The 21317-nt window shown below is 60.3% G+C and carries 22 protein-coding genes; 11 read left to right on the plus strand and 11 right to left on the minus strand.

From position 1 onward, the window contains the following. Positions 1-95 precede the first annotated feature (95 nt). Positions 96-536: a hypothetical protein gene (locus FW764_RS09660; RefSeq protein WP_446433728.1), complete on the minus strand. Its 441-nt coding sequence runs from the start codon at positions 534-536 to the stop codon at positions 96-98. On the opposite strand from FW764_RS09660, the gene FW764_RS09665 reads away from it, so the two are divergent. Next, the gene (locus tag FW764_RS09665) at positions 535-990 is read left to right on the plus strand and encodes a tRNA (cytidine(34)-2'-O)-methyltransferase (RefSeq protein ID WP_446433729.1); all 456 of its coding nucleotides are present in this window, start codon (positions 535-537) and stop codon (positions 988-990) included. The two genes, FW764_RS09660 and FW764_RS09665, sit on opposite strands and share 2 nt — an antisense overlap. A gap of 120 nt (positions 991-1110) precedes the next feature. On the opposite strand, the gene secB is transcribed toward FW764_RS09665, so the two are convergent. From secB to FW764_RS09680, 3 genes are read right to left on the minus strand one after another with little or no spacing between them, the layout of a single operon-like run. Next, positions 1111-1590 (minus strand): protein-export chaperone SecB, encoded by a 480-nt coding sequence (gene secB / locus FW764_RS09670; RefSeq protein ID WP_083355711.1) that lies wholly within the window; start codon positions 1588-1590, stop codon positions 1111-1113. A 42-nt stretch (positions 1591-1632) separates the two neighbouring features. Then, the gene (grxC, locus tag FW764_RS09675; RefSeq protein WP_446433730.1) at positions 1633-1887 is read right to left on the minus strand and encodes a glutaredoxin 3; all 255 of its coding nucleotides are present in this window, start codon (positions 1885-1887) and stop codon (positions 1633-1635) included. A 1-nt stretch (position 1888) separates the two neighbouring features. Next, positions 1889-2302, minus strand: a complete 414-nt coding sequence (locus FW764_RS09680) for a rhodanese-like domain-containing protein (RefSeq protein WP_058413145.1) — start codon at positions 2300-2302, stop codon at positions 1889-1891. A 151-nt stretch (positions 2303-2453) separates the two neighbouring features. Between FW764_RS09680 and gpmI the strand changes: the two genes are divergently transcribed. The 5 genes from gpmI to FW764_RS09705 all read left to right on the plus strand — a co-directional run bounded on the left by gpmI (position 2454) and on the right by FW764_RS09705 (position 9002). Continuing rightward, positions 2454-3980 (plus strand): 2,3-bisphosphoglycerate-independent phosphoglycerate mutase, encoded by a 1527-nt coding sequence (gene gpmI, locus FW764_RS09685; RefSeq protein WP_446433731.1) that lies wholly within the window; start codon positions 2454-2456, stop codon positions 3978-3980. 251 nt (positions 3981-4231) lie between these two features. Further along, complete coding sequence (locus tag FW764_RS09690; protein ID WP_446433732.1) at positions 4232-5527, plus strand: murein hydrolase activator EnvC family protein; 1296 nt, start codon at positions 4232-4234, stop codon at positions 5525-5527. Between the two features lie 30 nt (positions 5528-5557). Next, entirely contained in the window at positions 5558-6874 is a 1317-nt protein-coding gene (locus tag FW764_RS09695) for a S41 family peptidase (protein WP_446433733.1), read from the plus strand. A 1-nt stretch (position 6875) separates the two neighbouring features. Continuing rightward, a complete protein-coding gene (locus FW764_RS09700) occupies positions 6876-7661 on the plus strand; it encodes a divergent polysaccharide deacetylase family protein (protein WP_446433734.1) in 786 nt (261 codons plus the stop codon). Between the two features lie 63 nt (positions 7662-7724). Then, on the plus strand, positions 7725-9002 hold the full coding sequence (locus tag FW764_RS09705) for a Vps62-related protein (protein ID WP_446433735.1): 1278 nt from the start codon (positions 7725-7727) through the stop codon (positions 9000-9002). Here FW764_RS09705 and FW764_RS09710 read toward each other — a convergent pair. From FW764_RS09710 to hisB, 6 genes are all read right to left on the minus strand, one after another. Continuing rightward, on the minus strand, positions 8955-9710 hold the full coding sequence (locus tag FW764_RS09710; protein ID WP_446433736.1) for a substrate-binding periplasmic protein: 756 nt from the start codon (positions 9708-9710) through the stop codon (positions 8955-8957). The genes FW764_RS09705 and FW764_RS09710 overlap by 48 nt on opposite strands. A 66-nt stretch (positions 9711-9776) precedes the next feature. Then, positions 9777-10547, minus strand: a complete 771-nt coding sequence (gene hisF / locus FW764_RS09715) for an imidazole glycerol phosphate synthase subunit HisF (protein ID WP_003171107.1) — start codon at positions 10545-10547, stop codon at positions 9777-9779. Between the two features lie 9 nt (positions 10548-10556). Next, on the minus strand, positions 10557-11294 hold the full coding sequence (gene hisA, locus FW764_RS09720; RefSeq protein WP_003187784.1) for a 1-(5-phosphoribosyl)-5-[(5-phosphoribosylamino)methylideneamino]imidazole-4-carboxamide isomerase: 738 nt from the start codon (positions 11292-11294) through the stop codon (positions 10557-10559). 39 nt (positions 11295-11333) lie between these two features. Next, positions 11334-11591 (minus strand): DUF2164 domain-containing protein, encoded by a 258-nt coding sequence (locus tag FW764_RS09725; RefSeq protein ID WP_159953725.1) that lies wholly within the window; start codon positions 11589-11591, stop codon positions 11334-11336. Beyond that, positions 11592-12230, minus strand: coding sequence for an imidazole glycerol phosphate synthase subunit HisH (gene hisH / locus FW764_RS09730; protein WP_446433737.1), 639 nt, complete (start codon positions 12228-12230; stop codon positions 11592-11594). Then, positions 12230-12823, minus strand: coding sequence for an imidazoleglycerol-phosphate dehydratase HisB (hisB, locus tag FW764_RS09735; protein ID WP_003218037.1), 594 nt, complete (start codon positions 12821-12823; stop codon positions 12230-12232). The genes hisH and hisB overlap by 1 nt, the downstream gene beginning before the upstream one ends. Positions 12824-13044: 221 nt before the next feature. Between hisB and FW764_RS09740 the strand changes: the two genes are divergently transcribed. Together FW764_RS09740 and FW764_RS09745 are read left to right on the plus strand one after the other, a co-directional pair. Beyond that, positions 13045-14301 carry an MASE1 domain-containing protein gene (locus tag FW764_RS09740; protein ID WP_446433738.1) on the plus strand — a complete coding sequence of 419 codons (1257 nt, stop codon included), beginning with the start codon at positions 13045-13047 and terminating at the stop codon, positions 14299-14301. A 43-nt stretch (positions 14302-14344) separates the two neighbouring features. Then, entirely contained in the window at positions 14345-15685 is a 1341-nt protein-coding gene (locus FW764_RS09745) for an HdeD family acid-resistance protein (RefSeq protein ID WP_446433739.1), read from the plus strand. Positions 15686-15736: 51 nt separating this feature from the next. Here FW764_RS09745 and FW764_RS09750 read toward each other — a convergent pair whose 3' ends face one another. Continuing rightward, positions 15737-17398, minus strand: coding sequence for an OFA family MFS transporter (locus FW764_RS09750; RefSeq protein ID WP_446433740.1), 1662 nt, complete (start codon positions 17396-17398; stop codon positions 15737-15739). A gap of 325 nt (positions 17399-17723) precedes the next feature. Here FW764_RS09750 and FW764_RS09755 point away from each other — a divergent pair, with 325 nt between their 5' ends. From FW764_RS09755 to FW764_RS09765, 3 genes are read left to right on the plus strand one after another with little or no spacing between them, the layout of a single operon-like run. Continuing rightward, positions 17724-19940 (plus strand): AsmA family protein, encoded by a 2217-nt coding sequence (locus FW764_RS09755; RefSeq protein ID WP_446433741.1) that lies wholly within the window; start codon positions 17724-17726, stop codon positions 19938-19940. Next, positions 19937-21004 carry an A/G-specific adenine glycosylase gene (mutY, locus tag FW764_RS09760; RefSeq protein WP_446433742.1) on the plus strand — a complete coding sequence of 356 codons (1068 nt, stop codon included), beginning with the start codon at positions 19937-19939 and terminating at the stop codon, positions 21002-21004. The genes FW764_RS09755 and mutY overlap by 4 nt, the downstream gene beginning before the upstream one ends. Then, the gene (locus tag FW764_RS09765) at positions 21001-21273 is read left to right on the plus strand and encodes an oxidative damage protection protein (protein WP_446433743.1); all 273 of its coding nucleotides are present in this window, start codon (positions 21001-21003) and stop codon (positions 21271-21273) included. Before mutY ends, FW764_RS09765 begins: the two co-directional genes overlap by 4 nt. Positions 21274-21317: the final 44 nt, after the last annotated feature.

Below are 21317 nucleotides of genomic sequence, written 5' to 3' on the forward strand. Positions count from 1 at the left end.
TCCCCTCTTTACACCCGGGGTGCTTGATGCGGAACGCGTCGCGCCCCACGCCCGTTTTGGGAACCTTGGTACAGGCAGGCCGGGGATTCCCTCTTTTATTCCTCACGCAGATGGATCTGCAGCCGCCAGCGGCCATCGGCCTTCTCGCCTTTCCATTCCCCACGCAACGGCCGAGCCGCCACCACGTTAAGCAGCAAGCCGCCATCGGTCTTGCGAATGCGCCAGTTCACATCCTTGTCATTGACCTTGAGTTGCCCGCTGGCCGCCTTGCCTAGCGCGTCGAACAGCAGCGCCACAGTGCCGTCGATATGCTCGCCGTGCAGCTTGGGTTCGCTGTTGAACCACACCACCACGCCATCCGCCGCAGTCTCGAGCTGTTGCAGCTCGACCGGGTCCGGTGTGGTCAAGCGGCCGATCATCAAACCGATCATCAAACCGACAATCACCAATGAGCCCATGACCTTCGGCAATAGCTTCGGTCTTGGGTCGTCTTCAGGGGTAGAATGCAGCGCATCTTTGCCTTCGGAGCCGTGCATGTTTCACGTCATCCTTTTTCAACCAGAAATTCCGCCGAATACCGGCAACGTTATCAGGCTGTGCGCCAACAGTGGCTGCCACCTGCATTTGATCGAGCCGCTGGGCTTTGACATGGACGACAAGCGCCTGCGCCGCGCCGGGCTGGACTACCACGAGTACGCCACGCTCAAGCGCCACGCCGATCTGGCCAGTTGCCTGGAAAGCCTGGGCCAACCACGGCTGTTCGCGTTCACCACCAAGGGTTCGCGGCCGTTTCATGATGCCAGCTTTGCCGACGGCGACGCCTTCCTGTTCGGCCCGGAAAGCCGTGGCCTGCCGGCCGAGGTACTTGACGCGCTGCCCGACGGCCATCGTCTGCGTTTGCCGATGCGCGAGGGTTGCCGCAGTTTGAACTTGTCCAACACCGTAGCCGTTGCCGTCTACGAAGGCTGGCGCCAGCTCGGCTTCAAATAACACCGCATAACAAATGTGGGAGAGGGCTTGCCCCCGATAGCAGTGGGTCAGCCAACACCTATTCAGCTGACACACCGCAATCGGGGGGCAAGCCCCCTCCCACATTTTTAGCGCATCGACTTATTGAACGGTCGACGAGCCTTCCTGTTGCATGCGCTGCAGCTCTTGCGCGTACAGAGCATCGAAGTTCACCGGAGCCAGCATCAGCGCAGGGAACGAGCCACGGGTGACCAGGCTGTCCAAGGTCTCACGGGCATACGGGAACAAGATGTTCGGGCAGAACGCGCCCAATGTGTGGCTCATGGACGCCTCGTCCAGACCCTGGATCAGGAAGATGCCCGCCTGCTGCACTTCAGCAATGAAGGCGACTTCTTCGCCGTTCTTGACGGTGACCGACAGGGTCAGCACGACTTCGTGGAAGTCGCCTTCCAGTGCCTTTTGACGGGTGTTCAGGTCCAGCGCAACGCTTGGGGTCCATTCCTGACGAAAAATGGCCGGGCTTTTCGGCGCTTCGAACGACAGGTCACGCACGTAGATCCTCTGCAGAGAGAACTGTGGGCCTTGGGTTTCTGCTGCTTCAGTGTTCTGTTGGTCAGTCATCGCAGATCCTTCTTGATCTTGGGGTCTTTTAGGGTTTAGGCGTCAGACGAGCAGCAACGCATCGAGTTCACCGACGCACTCCAGGGCGAACAGGTCATCGCACCCACCGACATGCTTTTCGCCGATCCAGATCTGCGGCACGGACGTGCGCCCCGCTTTCTTGATCATTTCGGCACGCACCTGGGGCTTGCCGTCGACCTTGATCTCTTCGAAGGCAGCGCCCTTTTTCTCAAGCAAGGCCTTGGCCCGCATGCAATAAGGGCAATAATCGCTGGAATACACGACAACCCGGCTCATATCACTTCACCAGCGGCAGGTTATCGGCCTTCCAGCTGCCGATACCGCCGGACAGTTTAGCGGCGGTGAAACCGGTCTTGAGCATCTCGCGGGCGTGAGTGCCGGCGTGCTGGCCTTGGGCGTCGACCAGGATGATGGTCTTGCCTTTGTATTTTTCCAGCTCGGCCAGGCGTGCAATCAGCTTGTCCTGTGGAATGTTCAGGGCGCCGACGATGTGGCCGGCGGCAAAATCCTTGACCGGACGAATATCCACGACAACGGCCTCATCCTTGTTGACCAGCGCGGTCAGCTCCGACGTGCTCAGGCTGCGGCCGCCGCGGCTCATTTCATGAGCGATCAGCAGCGCCAGCAGGATGACGAAGGCACCCGCGAGCAGGTAGTGGGCAGTGGCAAATGCAATCAGGTGATCAACCATCAAGGAGGTTCCAGGGCGTTAAAATGGCGGTAAGTATACACAGCCGTCAGGGGGGGCCAACCCCCGTAAAGCGGTGACGTGGTCTGAACTTCGCTTTAAACTGCTACTCCCTTTTAGATTGCCTTCCTTTATTAGCGCCGCGAGAGGATCTATGACTACCACGCCTAAACCTTTGGTCCTGATAATTCTCGATGGCTTCGGACACAGTGAAAGCCACCACGACAACGCAGTGTACTCGGCCAACAAGCCAGTACTCGACCGCCTCACGGCCACCGTACCCAACGGTTTGATCTCGGGTTCCGGCATGGACGTAGGCCTGCCTGACGGCCAAATGGGCAACTCGGAAGTCGGCCATATGAACCTCGGTGCCGGACGAGTGGTATATCAAGACTTTACACGCGTGACCAAATCGATCCGCGACGGTGAGTTCTTCGAGAACCCGACCCTCTGCGCGGCGGTAGATAAAGCCGTTGCGGCCGGCAAGGCCGTGCACTTCATGGGCCTGTTGTCCGACGGCGGGGTCCACAGCCACCAGGACCACCTCGTCGCCATGGCCGAGTTGGCCTTCAAGCGCGGCGCCGACAAGATTTACCTGCACGCCTTCCTCGACGGCCGCGACACTCCGCCAAAAAGTGCGCAATCGTCCATCGAACTGCTCGATGCCACCTTCGCCGCACTCGGCAAAGGCCGCATCGCCAGCCTGGTCGGCCGTTACTTCGCCATGGACCGCGACAACCGCTGGGACCGCGTGGCCCAAGCCTACAACCTGATCGTCGAGGGCCAGGCTGAGTTCAACGCAGCTACTGCCCAGGAAGGCCTGGAAGCCGCCTACGCACGTGGCGAGAGCGACGAATTCGTCAAAGCCACCACCCTCGGCGAACCCGTGAAAGTCGAAGACGGCGACGCCGTGGTGTTCATGAACTTCCGCGCCGACCGTGCCCGTGAGCTGAGCCACGTGTTCGTCGATGCCGGCTTCAAAGACTTCGAGCGTGCACGCCAGCCGAAAGTCGAGTTCGTGATGCTCACCCAATACGCCGCCAACATCCCGGCCCCGTCGGCGTTTGCCCCAGGCAGCCTGGAAAACGTGCTGGGCGACTACCTGGCCAAAAACGGCAAGACCCAGCTGCGCATCGCTGAAACCGAAAAATACGCCCACGTGACCTTCTTCTTCTCCGGCGGGCGTGAAGAACCATTCCCAGGCGAAGAGCGCATCCTGATCCCGTCGCCAAAGGTCGCCACCTACGACCTGCAACCGCAAATGAGCGCGCCGGAAGTCACCGACAAGATCGTCGATGCCATCGAACACCAGCGTTACGACGTGATCGTGGTCAACTACGCCAACGGCGACATGGTTGGCCACAGCGGCAATCTGCAAGCGGCTGTAAAAGCAGTCGAATGCCTGGACCTGTGCGTCGGCCGTATCGTTGACGCCCTGGAGAAAGTCGGGGGCGAAGCGCTGATCACCGCCGACCACGGCAACTGCGAGCAGATGTCCGACGAATCCACCGGTCAAGCCCACACCGCCCACACCACCGAGCCGGTGCCGTTCATCTATGTCGGCAAGCGCGACCTGAAAGTGCGTGAAGGCGGCGTGCTGGCGGACGTGGCGCCGACCATGCTGAAGCTGATGGGGCTGGAGAAGCCGAAAGAGATGACCGGTACTTCGATCCTGGTCTGACACACCGCAAAACCTTGTGGGAGGGGGCTTGCTCCCGAAAGCGGTGGATCAGTCGACATCTATTTGACTGACTCACCGCCTTCGGGAGTAAGCCCCCCTCCCACATTCGATCTCCAGCGTTTGGCAGATGTCTTTCTGCCATACCAGCGCCACTCGGCACCTATCTTGCCTTCCAGCCCGAATTGGGCGTTTTTTTTGCGGCGCTTGCCGGGCATACTAGGCCGTCCATTTCCCTGGTGTCGCCCGCCTCTATGCTTCGCGCCTTGATTTCCCTCGCTCTTGTCTGCCTGCTCCAACCGGCGTTTGCCGATGAGCGCGCACAAACCCAACAACAGTTGGACGCTACGCGTCAGGACATTACCGAGCTGAAGAAACTGCTCGGTAAGCTCCAGGAAGAAAAATCCGGTGTGCAGAAAGACCTGCGCGGCACGGAGACCGAGATGGGCAAGCTCGAGAAGCAGGTCCAGGAGCTGCAAAAAGAATTAAAGAAGAGCGAGTCGGAACTGGAGCGACTCGACGCTGAGAAAAAAAAACTCCAGAGCGCACGCGTTGAACAGCAACGCCTGATCGCGATCCAGGCCCGCGCCGCTTACCAGAGCGGCCGCCAGGAATACCTCAAACTGCTGCTCAACCAGCAAAACCCGGAAAAATTCGCGCGCACCCTGACTTATTACGACTACCTGAGCAAGGCACGCCTTGCTCAGCTGAAGGGTTTTAACGAAACCCTGCGCCAGCTGGCCAATGTCGAACAGGAAATTGCCGACCAGCAGTCGCAGTTGCTCGATCAGAAAACCGCCCTCGACACCCAGCGCGACCAGCTGGAGACGGTGCGCAAAGAACGCCAGCAAGCCCTGGCCAAACTCAATAGCGACGTCAAAGCCCGCGACGCCAAGCTGCAGGCTCGCGAGCAGGACCAGGCCGACCTGGCCAAAGTACTCAAAACCATCGAGGAAACCCTGGCCCGCCAGGCACGTGAGGCCGAAGAAGCGCGGCAAAAAGCGCTGATCGCCCAGCAGGAAGCAGAAAAAAAGCGCCAACGTGAAGCCGAGCTGGCTGCCACCACCGACGCACCGGCGCCGCGCAAACCGGCGCGTGCAGCGTCTGGTCCGCTGGTTTCCAGCGCCGGCGAGAACTTCGGCGGCCCTTTTGCTTCAGCGCGCGGAAAACTTCCATGGCCTGTTGATGGTCGACTGCTGGCACGCTTTGGTGAAACCCGAGGCGACGACACCCGTGCGAAGTGGGATGGGGTGATGATCAGCGCCGCTGCCGGCAGCCAGGTCCACGCCGTTCACGGTGGGCGCGTGGTGTTTGCCGATTGGCTGCGTGGCGCCGGTTTGTTGGTAATTCTTGACCACGGTAATGGCTATTTGAGCCTTTATGGCCACAATCAGACTTTACTCAAGTCGGCAGGTGATGTTGTAAAAGCCGGTGAATCCATCTCCACTGTCGGTAACAGTGGTGGCCAGAACACTCCGGCACTGTACTTCGCTATTCGTCAGCAGGGCCGCCCGAGCGACCCTGCACAATGGTGCCGTTCCCAAGGATAGGGCCGCACCTACATTAGGAGTTCGTTCGACATGCTGCATTTGTCCCGCCTCACTTCGCTGGCCCTGACGATCGCCCTGGTGATCGGTGCGCCTCTGGCTTTTGCCGAGCAGGTTGCACCGGCTGCGCCTGCCGCCACGGCAGCGACCACCAAGGCGCCGCTGCCGCTGGACGAGCTGCGTACCTTTGCCGAGGTCATGGACCGGATCAAGGCAGCTTATGTCGAACCCGTAGACGACAAGACCCTGCTGGAAAATGCCATCAAGGGCATGCTCAGCAACCTCGACCCGCACTCCGCCTATCTGGGCCCGGAAGATTTTGCCGAATTGCAGGAAAGCACCAGCGGTGAGTTTGGAGGCCTGGGCATTGAAGTCGGCTCCGAAGACGGCCAGATCAAAGTGGTCTCGCCAATCGATGACACCCCTGCGTCCAAGGCCGGTATCAAGGCCGGCGACTTGATCGTGAAAATCAACGGCCAGCCGACCCGTGGCCAGACCATGACCGAAGCCGTCGACAAGATGCGCGGTAAACTCGGTCAGAAAATCACCCTGACCCTGGTGCGAGACGGCGGTAACCCGTTTGACGTGACCCTGGCCCGCGCGACCATCACGGTCAAGAGCGTTAAGAGCCAACTGCTGGAGTCGGGCTACGGCTACATCCGTATCACCCAGTTCCAGGTCAAGACCGGCGACGAAGTGGCCAAGGCCCTGGCCAAGCTGCGCAAGGACAATGGCAAGAAGCTCAACGGCATTGTGCTCGACCTGCGCAACAACCCGGGCGGCGTGCTGCAGGCTGCGGTAGAAGTGGTCGACCATTTCATCAGCAAAGGCCTGATCGTCTACACCAAGGGCCGTATCGCCAACTCCGAGTTGCGCTTCTCGGCCACCGGCAATGACCTCAGCGAAGGCGTGCCGTTGACGGTGCTGATCAACGGCGGCAGTGCTTCGGCATCGGAAATCGTCGCCGGTGCCCTGCAAGACCAGAAACGTGGCGTGCTGATGGGCACTACCAGCTTCGGCAAAGGCTCGGTGCAAACCGTATTGCCGCTGAATAACGACCGCGCGCTGAAAATCACCACGGCGCTGTACTACACGCCGAACGGTCGCTCGATCCAGGCCCAGGGCATTGTCCCGGACATCGAGGTGCGCAAGGCCAAGATCACCAACGAGATCGACAACGAGTATTACAAAGAGGCTGACCTGCAAGGTCACCTGGGTAATGGCAACGGCGGCGCCGACCAGCCAACCGGCAGCAATGCCAAAGCCAAGCCGATGCCCCAGGACGATGATTACCAACTGGCCCAGGCACTGAGCCTGCTTAAAGGCCTGAGCATTACGCGCAGCCGTTGATATGCGTGTTGCCCTAATCATCGCTGTGCTGTGCAGCCTGGCCGGGATCGCCCACGCGACCCCGGCCAGCGAGCCCCGCAAAGCCTACCTGACGCTCATCATCGACGACCTGGGGCAAAACCTGCCCCGAGATCGGCGCGTGCTGGCCCTGCCTGGGCCCGTGACCACGGCGATCATGCCTGACACACCCCACGCCGCCGAATTTGCCCGCGAAGCCCACAAGGCCGGCAAGATCGTGATCCTGCACATGCCCATGGACCCGGCCACCGGCCCGTTCGCCTGGCACCCGGAACTGTCCATCGAGGAGCTCGGCAAGCGCCTGGACGCCGCCTTCCAGGCAGTGCCCTACACCGCCGGCATCAACAACCACATGGGCAGTCGCATGACCGCCCAGCCAGCGGCCATGGCTTGGCTGATGACTGAACTGCAACGGCGCAACAAATTCTTTGTCGACAGCCGCACCAGCGCGCAGACCGTGGCCGCTGCCGAGGCGCAGAAGATTGGCTTGGCGCATGTCTCGCGCGATGTATTCCTTGATGACGAACGCACCGAAGCGGCGATCACCACGCAACTGCAAACTGCGATCACGCTGGCCCACAAGCAAGGCTCGGTGGTGATGATCGGCCACCCGTATCCACAAACCCTGGCGGTGCTGGAGCGCGAGCTACCCAAGCTCAAGGCCCAGGGCGTCGACTGGATCGATATCAAGTTGATGATCAGCGTACGTGGCAATCAGGCCATGGCCGGGCATGGGGAAAACGGCATTTATCGTCCTGTGCCTAAATAGATACAGCTCGACACCCCGCTCGCTCTTCGATAGTGGCTCCTCCAATCAACGGGAGAGCCTCCAATGAAGCCTCTGCAATTCAATGACCTGCTCATCAATTTTACCAGCGAGTTTCTTCCGCTCTGGAGCGACAAGGGTTCGGGCGCACATAAAGACGTCGGCCTTTGGCGACCCAGCACGACATCTGACGCACTAAGCGCATTTTTCTCCTTGGGCGATATTGCGGTTGATCACCACAGCAATATCAACCAGAGCAAGATCGTCGCCGTCGTCAGTGACGCGAACAAGGTCGACGGCACAGCCCTGCGTCCGCCGATAGACTACCAATTGGTGTGGCACGATGAATCCACCGGGGCACTACGCAACTTATCCATATGGCGCCCGCTACCACCGCAAGGCTACGTGGCGATGGGGCTGGTGTGTGGCGTGGAATATGACAAACCCTCGCCCAATGCCGTGCGCTGTGTACGGGCCGACCTGGTGAAACCTGGCCAAGTAGGTGACATGATCTGGAGCGATGAAGGCAGTGGCGCCCTCAACGACCTGAGTACGTGGTCGATCACTCCTCCCGCTGCATCAGCCGGTGAAATTTACCTGGCACCTAGCACCTTCACGGGCAGTGAAAGCTATGCCAAACCCAACCTCCCAGTCTATTCGCTGCGCCTGGCGCTGGCAGCCCCCTTGCGAGACACACTGCCCCAGCCGGTTCTCAGCGGTTATGAGGCCCCAACGCCGGAGGGCGCCACGACCACGTATCAGGTGTGCGAACTGCCGTGGTTCACTGTAAATGACCCGACATTAACGGGCATTGCACAGTTGCAGACCTCGCCCACCTATCAACTGGAACGGACCGATCGTCACGTTCTGGTCGGTTTTGAGCACAACACCGAAGCCACTAGCCGCCCCTCTATGTGGACGGCAGCCAAGGGCACTATTGGAGAAAACGCTAAAGCGCTGGCGGTAGAGACCGGCGTCGAACTCAGCAAGCCGTGGCCCGCCAGCACCCACCCATTCGAGTTGGGTTTTTCCGCGCACCTGGAGCGAGACTTCACGCATTCACAACGATCGGTGAAAGGATGGAGCCATTCCTCGCCGCTGGAAATCATCGCTTATGTGGCGCCGCGGAGCGCCATTGCCGGGTACTTAGTGCAAAGTGAATATCGCCTGTTGCGACTGGACGGTAGCCAAGTGTCAACCACCGTCAGTTACAACAATGGCGATCACGTGTATATGAGCCAGTACCCCGCCGTCGAACCATTGCCTGACGAAAACGCCGTTCATGCACAGACTCCGCTAGAGGTAACGGGCTATGACCTGATCGACGAAACCCTCACTCCGTAACTGATCGAGGGCCGCCTGGAGCTTGGCCACCACCTCATCCGGCACGTCTTTATTCAGCGCCAGGAAGAGCTGGGCACTGTTGAAACGCAGCACGGTTTTTAACCCGGTCACGCCAACCTGTCGCGCCAGGTAGCGCCCGGCCGGGTCACCGGTGGCCCACAAGTCGATCTGACCACCCATGAGCTTTTGCGCGTTGTCCTGGTCGCGTAATGCCACCAGCGGCTTGAGCCCCTGCTTCTCCAAGGTTTCGGCAATGGCATCGCCCTTGTAGGCGCCGATCTTGAAGTGGCGCGCCTGCTCAAGGGTGGTCAGTTCAATTTTGCTGTCAGCCTTGGCAAGCATCACCCAATCATCCGGGCCGATGGGCCCGACCCATTTGAACAAGACTTCGCGATCCGGGAGGCGCGCCATCACGAATACGCCGTAGCCGGGTTTTTCCAGGGCGAGTTTGTAGATTCGCTCCCAAGGAAACCTTAGGGTCAGGTTGTAGGAAATACCGGCACGCTTGAAAGTCTCGCGCACGATATCGACGGCAATGCCCTCGATGTTCTCGTCCTTGGCGAAGTTTTTACCGTTTTTCGCCATGTTGTAAGGCGGAAAGTTTTCCGTCAGCAACACCAGGGCGGCGTCAGACGGTTCTTCAGCGTGCACAGCACTGGCCATAAGCGCGCAGGTACAGGCGAGAGCGAGCAACAAGGTCTTGAACATGAAAGTTACCGGAATCCATGGCAAGCGCAGAGAGTGCCTCTGGCCTGCCATGGTGTCCAGCAGCGTTTAGCGAACGACGATACCGCGCGCCGCCATATAGGCCTTGGCCTCAGGGACGGTGTATTCGCCAAAGTGGAAAATACTCGCCGCCAGCACCGCACTGGCGTGACCTTCGATCACGCCGTCGGCCAGGTGCTGCAGGTTGCCGACGCCGCCGGAGGCGATCACCGGAATACCCAGCGCATCACTGATGGCACGGGTCACACCCAGGTCGAAACCGTTTTTCATGCCGTCCTGGTCCATGCTGGTCAGCAAGATTTCACCGGCGCCCAGGCCCTCCATCTTCATCGCCCATTCCACCGCGTCCAGGCCGGTCGGCTTGCGACCGCCGTGGGTGAAGATCTCCCAGCGCGGGGTTTCGCCTGGGCCGGAGACTTTCTTGGCGTCGATGGCGACCACGATGCATTGGGAGCCGAAGTGCTGCGCGGCCTCGCCCACGAACTCCGGGTTGAACACCGCAGCGGTGTTGATCGAGACTTTGTCCGCACCGGCATTGAGCAGGTTGCGGATGTCTTGCACGGTGCGCACGCCACCGCCCACGGTCAGCGGGATAAACACCTGGCTTGCCATGCGCTCCACGGTATGCAACGTGGTGTCGCGGCCGTCGACGCTGGCGGTGATGTCGAGAAAAGTAATCTCGTCGGCACCTTGCTCATCGTAACGACGGGCAATTTCCACCGGGTCGCCGGCGTCGCGGATGTTCTCGAACTTGACGCCCTTGACCACGCGACCGTTGTCGACGTCCAGGCAAGGGATGATGCGTTTGGCCAGCGCCATGGTCAGTCCTCAGCCGTTGTAGGCGTCGCAGTAAGCCTGGGCTTCGGCGACGTCCAGGGTACCTTCGTAGATCGCACGGCCGGTGATGGCGCCGATGATGCCGGGCGCCTTGGCGTCCAGCAGCGACTTGATGTCACCCAGGTTGTGGATACCGCCGGAAGCGATCACCGGGATCTTGGTAGCCGCAGCCAAGGCAGCGGTGAACGGTACGTTGCAGCCCTGCATCATGCCGTCTTTGGCGATGTCGGTATAAACGATGGCGGACACGCCGTCAGCCTCGAACTGCTTGGCCAGGTCGATCACTTGTACGGTGCTGATTTCAGCCCAGCCGTCAGTGGCGACGAAACCGTCCTTGGCGTCCAGACCGACGATGACCTTGCCCGGGAACGCGCGGCAGGCTTCAGCAACAAAGGCTGGGTCTTTAACGGCCTTGGTGCCGATGATCACGTAGCTCACGCCGGCTTTGACGTAGTGCTCAATGGTTTCCAGGGAGCGAATACCGCCGCCGATCTGGATCGGCAGGTTCGGGTAGCGCTTGGCGATCGCGGTGACCACTTCGCCATTGACCGGCTGGCCTTCGAAGGCGCCGTTCAAGTCCACCAGATGCAGACGACGGCAGCCACCTTCGACCCATTTGGCAGCCATGCTCACCGGGTCATCGGAGAACACGGTGGAATCTTCCATGCGGCCTTGGCGCAGGCGTACACAAGCGCCGTCCTTGAGATCGATAGCGGGGATAATCAGCATCTGGCAAACCTTATTCGATATTCAGCAATGCTTGGGAAATCAGGGTTTCTCAAGCGACCACAAGTCGCTTTCGATGCTTTCGAACCTTTCTTTAAGGAGCGTCTGCGTGTCGAAAATCGCCCTGTTGTAATAGTGCGGCGCCACTTCGGTGGTGAACAGCTCAAGAATCTCGGCGACCTCAAACGAGCCCAGCTTGAGCTCGAAGCGGTCCTCCATGAAGCGCTTGATCTTGAGGGTAGCCTCACTCTCCTGCTCGGGCGTGAGGTTCAAGATCGGCAACTTCGGTTTCTTGGCCATTTACCAGCGACCGTCCCACGCGGCGAAGTTCTGCAGCAATTGCAGGCCATGGGTATGGCTCTTCTCCGGGTGGAACTGCACGGCAAAACGCGAACCTTCGGCCAGCGCTGCGGCGAAATCGACGCCGTAGTGCCCGCCACCCACCACCTGGCGCGGGTTACCGGCGGCGATGTAGTAGCTGTGCACGAAGTAGAAACGCGCCATGTCCGGAATTTCGTGCCACAGCGGGTGGTCGACGGTGCGGCGCACTTCGTTCCAGCCCATGTGCGGGACTTTCAGGTGTTCGCCGTCTTCGTGCAGGTCTTTGCCGAAGAACTTCACCTGGCCCGGGAACAGGCCGATGCAGTCGACGCCGTCGTTCTCTTCACTGCGCTCGAGCAAGGCTTGCATGCCCACGCAGATGCCGAGGAACGGACGGTCCTGGCTGACTTCACGCACCAGGCTGTCAAAGCCCAGGCGGCGGATCTCGGCCATGCAGTCGCGAATCGCACCGACGCCGGGAAACACTACCCGATCGGCTTCGCGAATCACGCTGGCATCGCTGGTGATCAGCACCTTGCCGGCGCCTACGTGTTCGAGGGCCTTGGCCACCGAGTGCAGGTTACCCATGCCGTAGTCGATAACCGCGACCGTCTGCATTACAGAACGCCCTTGGTAGAAGGCATTTGCCCGGCCATACGGTCATCCAGCTCCACGGCCATGCGCAGCGCGCGGCCGAAAGCCTTGAACACGGTTTCGATCTGGTGGTGGGTGTTGGTGCCGCGCAGGTTGTCGATGTGCAGACTGACGAGTGCGTGGTTGACGAAGCCCTGGAAAAATTCCTGGAACAGGTCGACATCGAAGCCGCCCACGGTGGCGCGGGTGTAGGGCACGTGCATCTGCAGGCCTGGGCGGCCGGAGAAGTCGATGACTACACGCGACAGCGCTTCGTCCAGCGGGACATAGGCGTGGCCGTAGCGACGGATGCCTTTTTTGTCACCGATGGCTTTGGCAAATGCCTGGCCCAACGTGATACCGACGTCTTCCACCGTGTGGTGGTCGTCGATATGCAGGTCGCCCTTGCTGACGATATCCAGGTCGATCAGCCCATGACGGGCGATCTGGTCCAGCATGTGCTCAAGAAAAGGTACGCCGATATCAAATCGGGCCTTTCCGGTGCCATCCAGGTTGATCGAGGCTTTGATCTGGGTTTCCAGAGTGTCGCGCTCGACGGACGCCTTACGTTCGGCCATCACCAACTCCGCAAAATCATTGGGCGAAAAAGGCAGCCATTATAGGGGCGCGGGCGCTAAACAGAAACATCGGAGGGGATAAGACTGATGGAGTGTCGGCGATAGACATGTGCGTACAAGTGACCGCCCCAGGATGGTGCGCCCAGCGTATTTACCCGGTGCCCCCCAGCGGCTTCGCGGTAACATGAGCGCAATGTTTAAAACCTAATGAATATTCAACAATGACGATACCGACAGTCTTACAGCGCAGCGGCGTCCTCCTCCTGTGGGCGGTGACCTACTACGTGACCGGCGTCCTGTCGCTGGCCTTTGAAGATCCCGTCTCGCAGATGGCGATTATCTGGTTTCCGGCGGGTATTTCCGTGTCGGCGTTCCTCAGCTCGCGACGCGCTCATTGGCCGATGTTGTTTGCGGTGTTTCTGGTCGCACGGGTGCTGCTGGATGAACACGGCTGGCAACATCTACCGGCCGCCGTGGCGCTTTCAGCGATGGCACTGGCAGGCTCTGTTGCGATTGCCTGGCTGGTTCGGCGCTTCGCTCGGCGCGGCGACGAACTGCATGCCATTTTGCTGTGGTTGCTGGCAACCGTGGGCGTTTGCTGCGTACTGGCACTGATCAGGAAAGGCTGGCTGATGCTGGCCGGGGAAATATCACCGTACACGTTCATGACCAACTGGATGTCCGGCATGAGCGGCGTGATCTTCTCAACCGTCGTGGTGATGAATCTACTGAACAGCAACCTGCGCGACTTTCCTACCCGCACGCGCGAGAAACTGGCCGGCGGGGTATGGTTGCTCCTGCTGGCATTGAACACCTGGTTCGTTTTCGGGGCGACCCCGCTCTGGCTCATCAATAGGCTGGGCATCGACGCCGGCGTCGCGGCGTATTTCATCCTGGCCTGCCTGCCCATTGCCCTCACCCTCGCCGTTTGCATAACGTGGCGCAGCCCTGGCGGTTCAATCGCGCTACTGGTGCTGGGCGGCATCGTGGTCAATTTCACCGACCAGAAGACAGGGCCGTTTTATGTGCCTGGCCTGTTGGAAGGCGAGCCCTTGCTGCTTGCGCAAAGTTACCTGTCCATCACGGCATTGCTGGTGGTGGTAATACGCTTGATGAGGCAATCCGCCAAACCTTACGACCTGGAAACCGGGCGCTTGGGAGGCATCGGTGTGATGTACCAACTGCACCCGGGAACCGGGGAAATTCTCTGGGATGACAACCTTGAAACGCTGCTGGACGTTGGCACCCGGCCCCTGCACACCGTGCAGCAGGTCCTGGAGCGTGTACACCCTGAGGACCGCGACAGCCTCAAACGCCACTGGTCACCGGAAACACATACGCGCGCCGCATCATTGGCCTTTCGCATCGACAAGGGCAACGGTGACTGGCTGACCCTTTATGACCAAAGCCCCGGCGCCCTGCGTGATGCCCATGGCCAAGTGATTGTCGGCAACTGGCAAAACAGCCGCTACTCCTGAACCTTCGCCTGTGACAGCCTACTTCTCCCTGTAGGGGTACCTAATGATTCAGATTGCTTTACTGCTGTTCGGCGTTGAATTCGTCCGCTCCAAATTCTGGATTCTCGGCCTGGTCGGCATCCTGTGGGGCTCGCTGGGCCTGGGCGTGATGTACGACGGCCTGGATGGTGCACTGTACTTTCCGATGCGCGCATTCGGATTGATGTTGTTGCTGGAAAGCATTGTCACCCTCAGCGTGGCGTCCAGCGGCGTGGGTACTCAGCGGGCTGTGCTGTATTTCAAGGGCGGCATTTTCTTCTTCGTCGCCGTGCTGATTCTTGCCAACAATGTCTATAGCCACCTGCTGCTGGCGATCATCTTTGGCCTGACCTACTTCGTGATCGGCTTGCTGACCATCAGCTCGGCCTGGGTCGTCAGGTTCCCGCACTGGCGATCGTCGTTGATCAGCGGCGGCGCTCAGTTGGCGTTCGCGGGGTTGCTGGTCAGTCCCTATCCCATCGCCCTCAGTGCAACGGTGTCGTTTTTCCTCGGTGCATTGATGATCGTCAGCGGCTTCAACACCGTACGCATTGCGCATCGCGTCAGGCGATTGCGCCACGGTACTTCAACGTTTGAGCTGCTTGAGCCAAGGGATTTGCTGTCGGACTTCAAGAAGCTGCCACCGCAAAAACCGCTGGAGCTGCGCCTGGAGCAAGAGTCTGACGCCCAGGACCCACTGATCGTGCATATCTGGACGCCGGAAGGCACCGCCGGCGCAGCGACGATTCCTCGCCCGATCATCAATCGCTACATTGCGGCAGTGGATGCACAAGGCGTGATTTCAACCGGGCACGCAGCCCTTGAGCTGTCGCCGTCGGTGTACCTGAGCCTGTACCCGGTCGCGGACATTGATCGCTCCCCGGCGGAGTTCTTCCGCATCCTCAAGGCCACGCGCAACAACGACGTGCCTGGCACATTCCAGCCGGACTACGCCACCGAAGTGGCCAACTGGTGCGACTCGGACCGCAAGATCGTTTTTCACCAGTACAGCCGCAGAGCGCTGATCGAGTTCTCGAATAATTATCGCCAACAGGCCACCTACAACCTGACCTACCGCAACTGTTCGAGCAGCGTGGCCTTTGCGTTGGAAGCATCGATGGATGGCGTGCTGTCGGAGCGGTCCCAGCGCTGGCGCTCGGTCCTGCAGACCTTGCTCATGCCTGAGTTGTGGATTGCCGCGCAAGTACGCAAGCGCGCCATGACCATGGCGTGGACACCCGGCCTGGTCATGGACTATGCACGTGCCTTGCGGGTGATTGTTCATCCGGTGCCGCGCCCCTGGTTTCAACGCATTCCATGGCGCGGCGCGTCAGCCAGGACCTTGCCTGACAAGAAGCAGGACTAAGCTGCCCGGCGCCCACTCACCTTGCATGAGAGGGCACCGGAAAACCGAGTATCAGTGGAACAGTACCGCCGTCTTCTGCAGGGTCACCCACACACCCCACGCCAACGGAATACCCACCACCAGCCAGGCGGCAATCGCCAACGGCACTGTGCCGGAGGCTGCTTTCCATTCCAGCGAGGTGGAAGCATCCGCCCCTTTGTCATGGCCCAGCGCCTGTTCGGCAGCCAGTTCAGCGTCGGTCATGAAGTACTTGTCGGCCACCGGACGCACCAACAGGTTGCAGAGGAAACCCAGCACCAGCAGGCCAGCGAGGATGTACAGGGTGATGTCATAGGCCGCAGCACGCTCAACGCCGATGCTCAACTGGTATTCGCGCAGGTAGTTCACCAGCACCGGGCCCAACACGCCGGCAGCAGCCCATGCAGTCAACAGACGACCGTGGATCGCGCCGACCATTTGCGTACCGAAGAGGTCGGCCAGGTACGCCGGCACGGTGGCAAAACCACCGCCGTACATCGACAGGATGATGCAGAACGCCGCCACAAACAGCGCCACGTTGCCCAGGTGCCCCAGGTTCGGGATCAGCGCGTACAGAGCAAAGCCCAGGGCGAAGAACACGAAGTAGGTGTTTTTACGGCCCAGGTAGTCAGAGAACGACGCCCAGAAGAACCGGCCACCGATGTTGAACAAGCTCAGCAAACCGGTGAAGCCTGCGGCGATGGCAGCGATGGACGCCAGCTGCCCAGCATCCAGCTGGCCGAACGGTACATCCACACCCAGCAGCTTGCCACCAAACACTTCCTGCAACAGCGGCGAAGCCATGCCGAGGATGCCGATACCGGCAGACACGTTCAGGCACAGCACCAGCCACACCAGACGGAATTGCGGGGTTTTCCACGCCACGTTCACGTGTACGTGACGGTGAGTGATCATCGCATTGCTGGCTTTTTTCGCCGGCGCGGTCCAGCCCTCAGGCTTCCAGCCGGTCGGCGGAACGCGGTACGACAGTGCGCCGCCGATCATGAACACGAAGTAAATCACGGCCATGACCACGAAGCTCTGCCACACGCCCACGCTGGTTGGCGAAGCGAAGTGGCCCATCAGCGCTGCGGCCAAAGGTGCACCCACCATCGCGCCGCCGCCGAAGCCCATGATCGCCATGCCGGTGGCCATGCCGCGCTTGTCCGGGAACCACTTGATCAGGGTCGACACGGGCGAGATATAGCCCAGGCCCAGGCCGATACCGCCAATCACACCGGAGCCGATCCACATCAGCCAAATCTGGTGGGTATAGATACCCAACGCCGAGATCAACAGGCCGCCGCACCAGCACAAGGCCGAAACAACGCCCGCTTTACGCGGCCCGGCATGTTCCAGCCAGCCACCCCAAATCGCTGCCGAGCAGCCCAGGAAGATGAAGAACAGGGTGTAGATCCAGCCCAGCATGGAGATGGGCCAGTCGCATTGAGAGGAGAAGACTTGTGCGATGAAGCTCATGTCCGGCGCACAGGCAACCGGTGCGGTGATACCCAGCGCTTTAGACAGTGGCAACCAAAACACCGAGAACCCGTAGGCCATGCCGATGCACAGGTGGATGGCCAAAGCGGCAGGTGGAACCAGCCAGCGGTTGAACCCCGGCTTGGCGATAATGCGTTCCTTGGACAGGAACGCAGGCTGTGCGGCGGTACTGCCAGCCGCAGTGCTTGTGCTCATTGGTGTTTCCCCCAGTTATTAGTATGTGTCCGTCAGGCGCGCTCTCCCTCGGCCTTGCACGCAGAGCGTTGGCCGTTGTTTTAAGTAAAGCTCCATTTAAGCGCGACGTTGTGTCGCAGACGACAGACGAACCCGCGAAGATTAGCACCAGTGGATGACAGAAAAACCAAACTGACATCACCTTTTTTACGCAATCTGATTTGTTCGGCGGCTAAATCCGATTTTGCCGCAGCTAGATACAATGTAACGATGCGTGAACTGACGCAGGCCTTCGGGCGTTATACTCTGCGGCTAAATTTTGAAATCGACATACAAGGACTCGCCCATGAAAGCGTTCGGCAAAATCCTGGGTCTGGTACTTCTCGGGCTGTTGCTGATCATTGTGGCCCTGGGCTTTGCCCTGACCCACCTCTTCGATCCCAACGATTACAAAGACGAGATTCGCCAGATTGCTCGCGACAAGGCCCACATCGAGCTGACGCTCAATGGCGATATCGGTTGGAGCCTGTTCCCCTGGCTGGGCCTGGAGTTGCACGAAGCCAGCGTGGCAACCCTGACCAACCCGACCCAACCGTTTGCCGACTTGCAGATGCTCGGCCTGTCCGTGCGCGTGCTGCCGCTGCTGCGCCGCGAAGTGCAGATGAGCGATGTGCGTGTCGAAGGCCTGAACCTGCGCCTCAACCGTGACAAGCATGGCCACGGCAACTGGGAAGACATCGGCAAGAACGTGGCTGAGACTCCCGCCAATGCGCCGGTGCCTGCTCCAGTGGAAACACCAGCCGAACCCGAACCGGAAAAGCCGCCAAAGCCGATCCGGCTGGACATCGACAGCCTGACCATCAACAACGCCCGCGTTGAATACAACGATGAGCAGACCGGTAAACAGTACAGCGCCGAAAGCATCCAGTTGAGCGCCGGTGCCGTGCACGAAGGCGCGAGCATTCCGCTCAAGCTCACTGCATTCCTGGGCAGCAACCAACCACTGATGCGCGTCAAGACCGAGCTGAACGGCAACCTGCGCATTCAGCGCGCGCTCCAGCGTTATCAGTTCGAAGATATGAAATTCAGCGGCGAAGCCACCGGTGAGCCGCTGCAGGGCAAGACCGTCACCTTCTCCACCCAAGGTCAACTGCTGGTGGACCTGGCGGCCAACATCGCCGAATGGACCAACCTCAAACTTTCCGCCAACCAGCTGCGTGCCTTGGGCGAAATGAAGGTCAACGACCTGAACAAAACCCCGCAACTCAGCGGGGCCTTGTCCATTGCCCAGTTTGATCTGGCCAAGTTCCTCGACAGCGTCGGCCACCCGTTGCCGGCCATGGCCGAGGGCAGCCTGAGCAAGGTTGAACTGGTCAGCCGCCTCAAAGGCACACCCAGCAGCGTGGCGCTGGAAGAGCTGAACCTGAAACTCGATGGCAGCACCTTCACAGGTCGCCTGGCCGTGGATGACTTTGCCAAGCAATCACTGCGCGTTCAGCTCAAAGGCGACACGTTCAACGCCGACAACTACCTGCCGGCCAAGTCCGAATCCGCTAAAGGCGCAGCCGCTGCACGCCAGGCCGAAGTCCAGAACAGCGAAGCCGGCGCCATGGCTGCAGGCGGCACCACGCCGCTGCCGGATGCACCGACCAAAGGCGCCTGGAGCACCGACAAACTGCTGCCATTGACCCGCCTGCGCACCCTGGATATCGACGCCGACCTGGCCTTCGGCCAACTGACCCTGAGCAAGCTGCCGATCCAGAACGCCGCACTCAAAGCCTCCGGCCGTGACGGCCAACTTAAGCTCGACACGCTCAGCGGCGGCCTCTACAACGGCACCTTCCAGGCCAACGGCACACTCGATGTGCGCCAGGACACCCCGGTGCTGGCGCTGCAAACGCACATCAAGCAAGTGCCAATTGAACGCATCCTGCAAGCCCAGGGGCAAAACCCGCCGGTGAAGGGCCAGATCACCCTCGACAGCAACCTCAACGGCCGTGGCAACAGTCAGAAGGCGCTGATCGACAGCCTTAACGGCACCGCCAGTTTTGTGATCAATAACGGCGCGCTGCTCAACGCCAACATTGAACAACAACTGTGCACCGGCATCGCCCTGCTCAACCGTAAGACGTTGAGCACCACACCACAGGGCAAGGACACCCCATTCCAGGAACTGCGCGGCAACCTGACCCTGCGTAACGGCGTGGCCAGCAACCCTGACCTGAAAGTGCGCATCCCAGGCCTGACGGTCAACGGCAACGGTGATGTCGACCTGCGCGTACTGGGCATGGACTACCGCGTCGGCATCATCGTCGAAGGCGACAAGCGCGACGTGCCGGACCCGGCCTGCCAGGTCGGTTCCAACTTCCAGGGCATCGAAGTGCCGCTGCGCTGCCGTGGCCCGCTGGAACTGGGCGCCAAGGCCTGCCGCCTGGACAAGGACGGCTTGACGCAGGTCGCCATAAAAGCGGCTGGCAACAAGCTAAGCGAAAAGCTTGAAGAGAAGCTCGACAAGGTCAGCCCGCAGTTGAAAGACGCCCTTAAAGGCCTGTTCAAACGATGAGAAACGAGCAGTTTTCACAGGCGGTGCTGGACTGGTACGACCGCCACGGTCGCCATGACCTGCCCTGGCAACAGGGCATTACGCCTTACCGGGTGTGGGTTTCGGAGATCATGCTGCAACAAACCCAGGTCAGCACGGTGCTCAATTACTTCGACCGTTTCATGGCGTCCCTGCCGACGGTCGAAGCCCTCGCCGCCGCGCCGGAAGATGAAGTGCTGCACCTGTGGACCGGCCTGGGTTACTACACCCGCGCCCGCAACCTGCAGAAGACCGCCAAGATCGTCGTCGCCGAATACGGCGGCGAGTTTCCCAAAGACGTCGAAAAGCTCACTGAACTGCCGGGCATTGGCCTGTCCACCGCCGGGGCGATCGCCAGCCTGAGCATGGGCCTGCGCGCGCCGATCCTCGACGGCAACGTCAAACGCGTATTGGCACGTTTTACCGCGCAAGAGGGCTACCCAGGCGAACCCAAGGTCGCCAAGCAGCTGTGGGCGACCGCAGAGCGCTTTACACCACACGATCGCGTCAACGCCTACACCCAGGCGATGATGGACATGGGCGCCACGCTCTGCACCCGCAGCAAACCCAGCTGCCTGTTGTGCCCGCTGGAAAAAAGCTGCGAAGCCCATATGCTCGGCCTGGAGACACGCTACCCGATCCCCAAGCCGCGCAAGACCATCCCGCAAAAGCGCACACTGATGCCGATGTTAGCCAATGCCGAGGGCGAGATTCTGCTTTACCGTCGCCCGTCTACGGGCCTGTGGGGCGGTTTGTGGAGCTTGCCGGAGCTGGACGACCTCCAAGACCTGGAACACCTGGCCAACCAGCACGCGCTGGAGCTGGGTACGCCACATGAACTGCCGGGGCTGATCCACACCTTCAGCCATTTCCAGCTGGCCATCGAACCCTGGCTGATCCAGGTCGAGGAATCCACCCATCACGTGGCCGAGGCCGACTGGCTCTGGTATAACCTCGCCACCCCGCCGCGCCTGGGCCTTGCCGCCCCGGTGAAAAAACTGCTGAAGCGCGCGGCCGACGTATTGAACGCAGGAGTTCCGTCATGACCCGCACCATCATGTGCCGCAAGTACCACAAAGAATTGCCCGGCCTCGAACGCCCTCCGTACCCAGGTGCCAAGGGCCAGGACATTTTCGAGCACATCTCTGAACAGGCCTGGGGCGACTGGCTGAAACACCAGACCCTGCTGATCAACGAAAAACGCCTGAACATGATGAACGCCGAAGACCGCAAATACCTGCAAGGCGAGATGGATAAGTTCTTTTCCGGCGAGGATTACGCCAAAGCCGACGGCTACGTGCCGCCTGCTCAATAATTGATCAAAAACCGGGGTCGGCACGTAAGCGACGGTAATAATTA

The sequence above is a fragment of the Pseudomonas sp. 1152_12 genome, assembly GCF_052850675.1.

Excerpts from the sequence above, each read along its gene's own strand:
- FW764_RS09665 (WP_446433729.1), top strand. The coding sequence starts at position 535 with ATGTTTCACGTCATCCTTTTTCAACCAGAAATTCCGCCGAATACCGGC.
- FW764_RS09660 (WP_446433728.1), bottom strand. The coding sequence starts at position 536 with ATGCACGGCTCCGAAGGCAAAGATGCGCTGCATTCTACCCCTGAAGAC.
- secB (WP_083355711.1), bottom strand. The coding sequence starts at position 1,590 with ATGACTGACCAACAGAACACTGAAGCAGCAGAAACCCAAGGCCCACAG.
- grxC (WP_446433730.1), bottom strand. The coding sequence starts at position 1,887 with ATGAGCCGGGTTGTCGTGTATTCCAGCGATTATTGCCCTTATTGCATG.
- FW764_RS09680 (WP_058413145.1), bottom strand. The coding sequence starts at position 2,302 with ATGGTTGATCACCTGATTGCATTTGCCACTGCCCACTACCTGCTCGCG.
- gpmI (WP_446433731.1), top strand. The coding sequence starts at position 2,454 with ATGACTACCACGCCTAAACCTTTGGTCCTGATAATTCTCGATGGCTTC.
- FW764_RS09690 (WP_446433732.1), top strand. The coding sequence starts at position 4,232 with ATGCTTCGCGCCTTGATTTCCCTCGCTCTTGTCTGCCTGCTCCAACCG.
- FW764_RS09695 (WP_446433733.1), top strand. The coding sequence starts at position 5,558 with ATGCTGCATTTGTCCCGCCTCACTTCGCTGGCCCTGACGATCGCCCTG.
- FW764_RS09700 (WP_446433734.1), top strand. The coding sequence starts at position 6,876 with ATGCGTGTTGCCCTAATCATCGCTGTGCTGTGCAGCCTGGCCGGGATC.
- FW764_RS09705 (WP_446433735.1), top strand. The coding sequence starts at position 7,725 with ATGAAGCCTCTGCAATTCAATGACCTGCTCATCAATTTTACCAGCGAG.
- FW764_RS09710 (WP_446433736.1), bottom strand. The coding sequence starts at position 9,710 with ATGTTCAAGACCTTGTTGCTCGCTCTCGCCTGTACCTGCGCGCTTATG.
- hisF (WP_003171107.1), bottom strand. The coding sequence starts at position 10,547 with ATGGCGCTGGCCAAACGCATCATCCCTTGCCTGGACGTCGACAACGGT.
- hisA (WP_003187784.1), bottom strand. The coding sequence starts at position 11,294 with ATGCTGATTATCCCCGCTATCGATCTCAAGGACGGCGCTTGTGTACGC.
- FW764_RS09725 (WP_159953725.1), bottom strand. The coding sequence starts at position 11,591 with ATGGCCAAGAAACCGAAGTTGCCGATCTTGAACCTCACGCCCGAGCAG.
- hisH (WP_446433737.1), bottom strand. The coding sequence starts at position 12,230 with ATGCAGACGGTCGCGGTTATCGACTACGGCATGGGTAACCTGCACTCG.
- hisB (WP_003218037.1), bottom strand. The coding sequence starts at position 12,823 with ATGGCCGAACGTAAGGCGTCCGTCGAGCGCGACACTCTGGAAACCCAG.
- FW764_RS09740 (WP_446433738.1), top strand. The coding sequence starts at position 13,045 with ATGACGATACCGACAGTCTTACAGCGCAGCGGCGTCCTCCTCCTGTGG.
- FW764_RS09745 (WP_446433739.1), top strand. The coding sequence starts at position 14,345 with ATGATTCAGATTGCTTTACTGCTGTTCGGCGTTGAATTCGTCCGCTCC.
- FW764_RS09750 (WP_446433740.1), bottom strand. The coding sequence starts at position 17,398 with ATGAGCACAAGCACTGCGGCTGGCAGTACCGCCGCACAGCCTGCGTTC.
- FW764_RS09755 (WP_446433741.1), top strand. The coding sequence starts at position 17,724 with ATGAAAGCGTTCGGCAAAATCCTGGGTCTGGTACTTCTCGGGCTGTTG.
- mutY (WP_446433742.1), top strand. The coding sequence starts at position 19,937 with ATGAGAAACGAGCAGTTTTCACAGGCGGTGCTGGACTGGTACGACCGC.
- FW764_RS09765 (WP_446433743.1), top strand. The coding sequence starts at position 21,001 with ATGACCCGCACCATCATGTGCCGCAAGTACCACAAAGAATTGCCCGGC.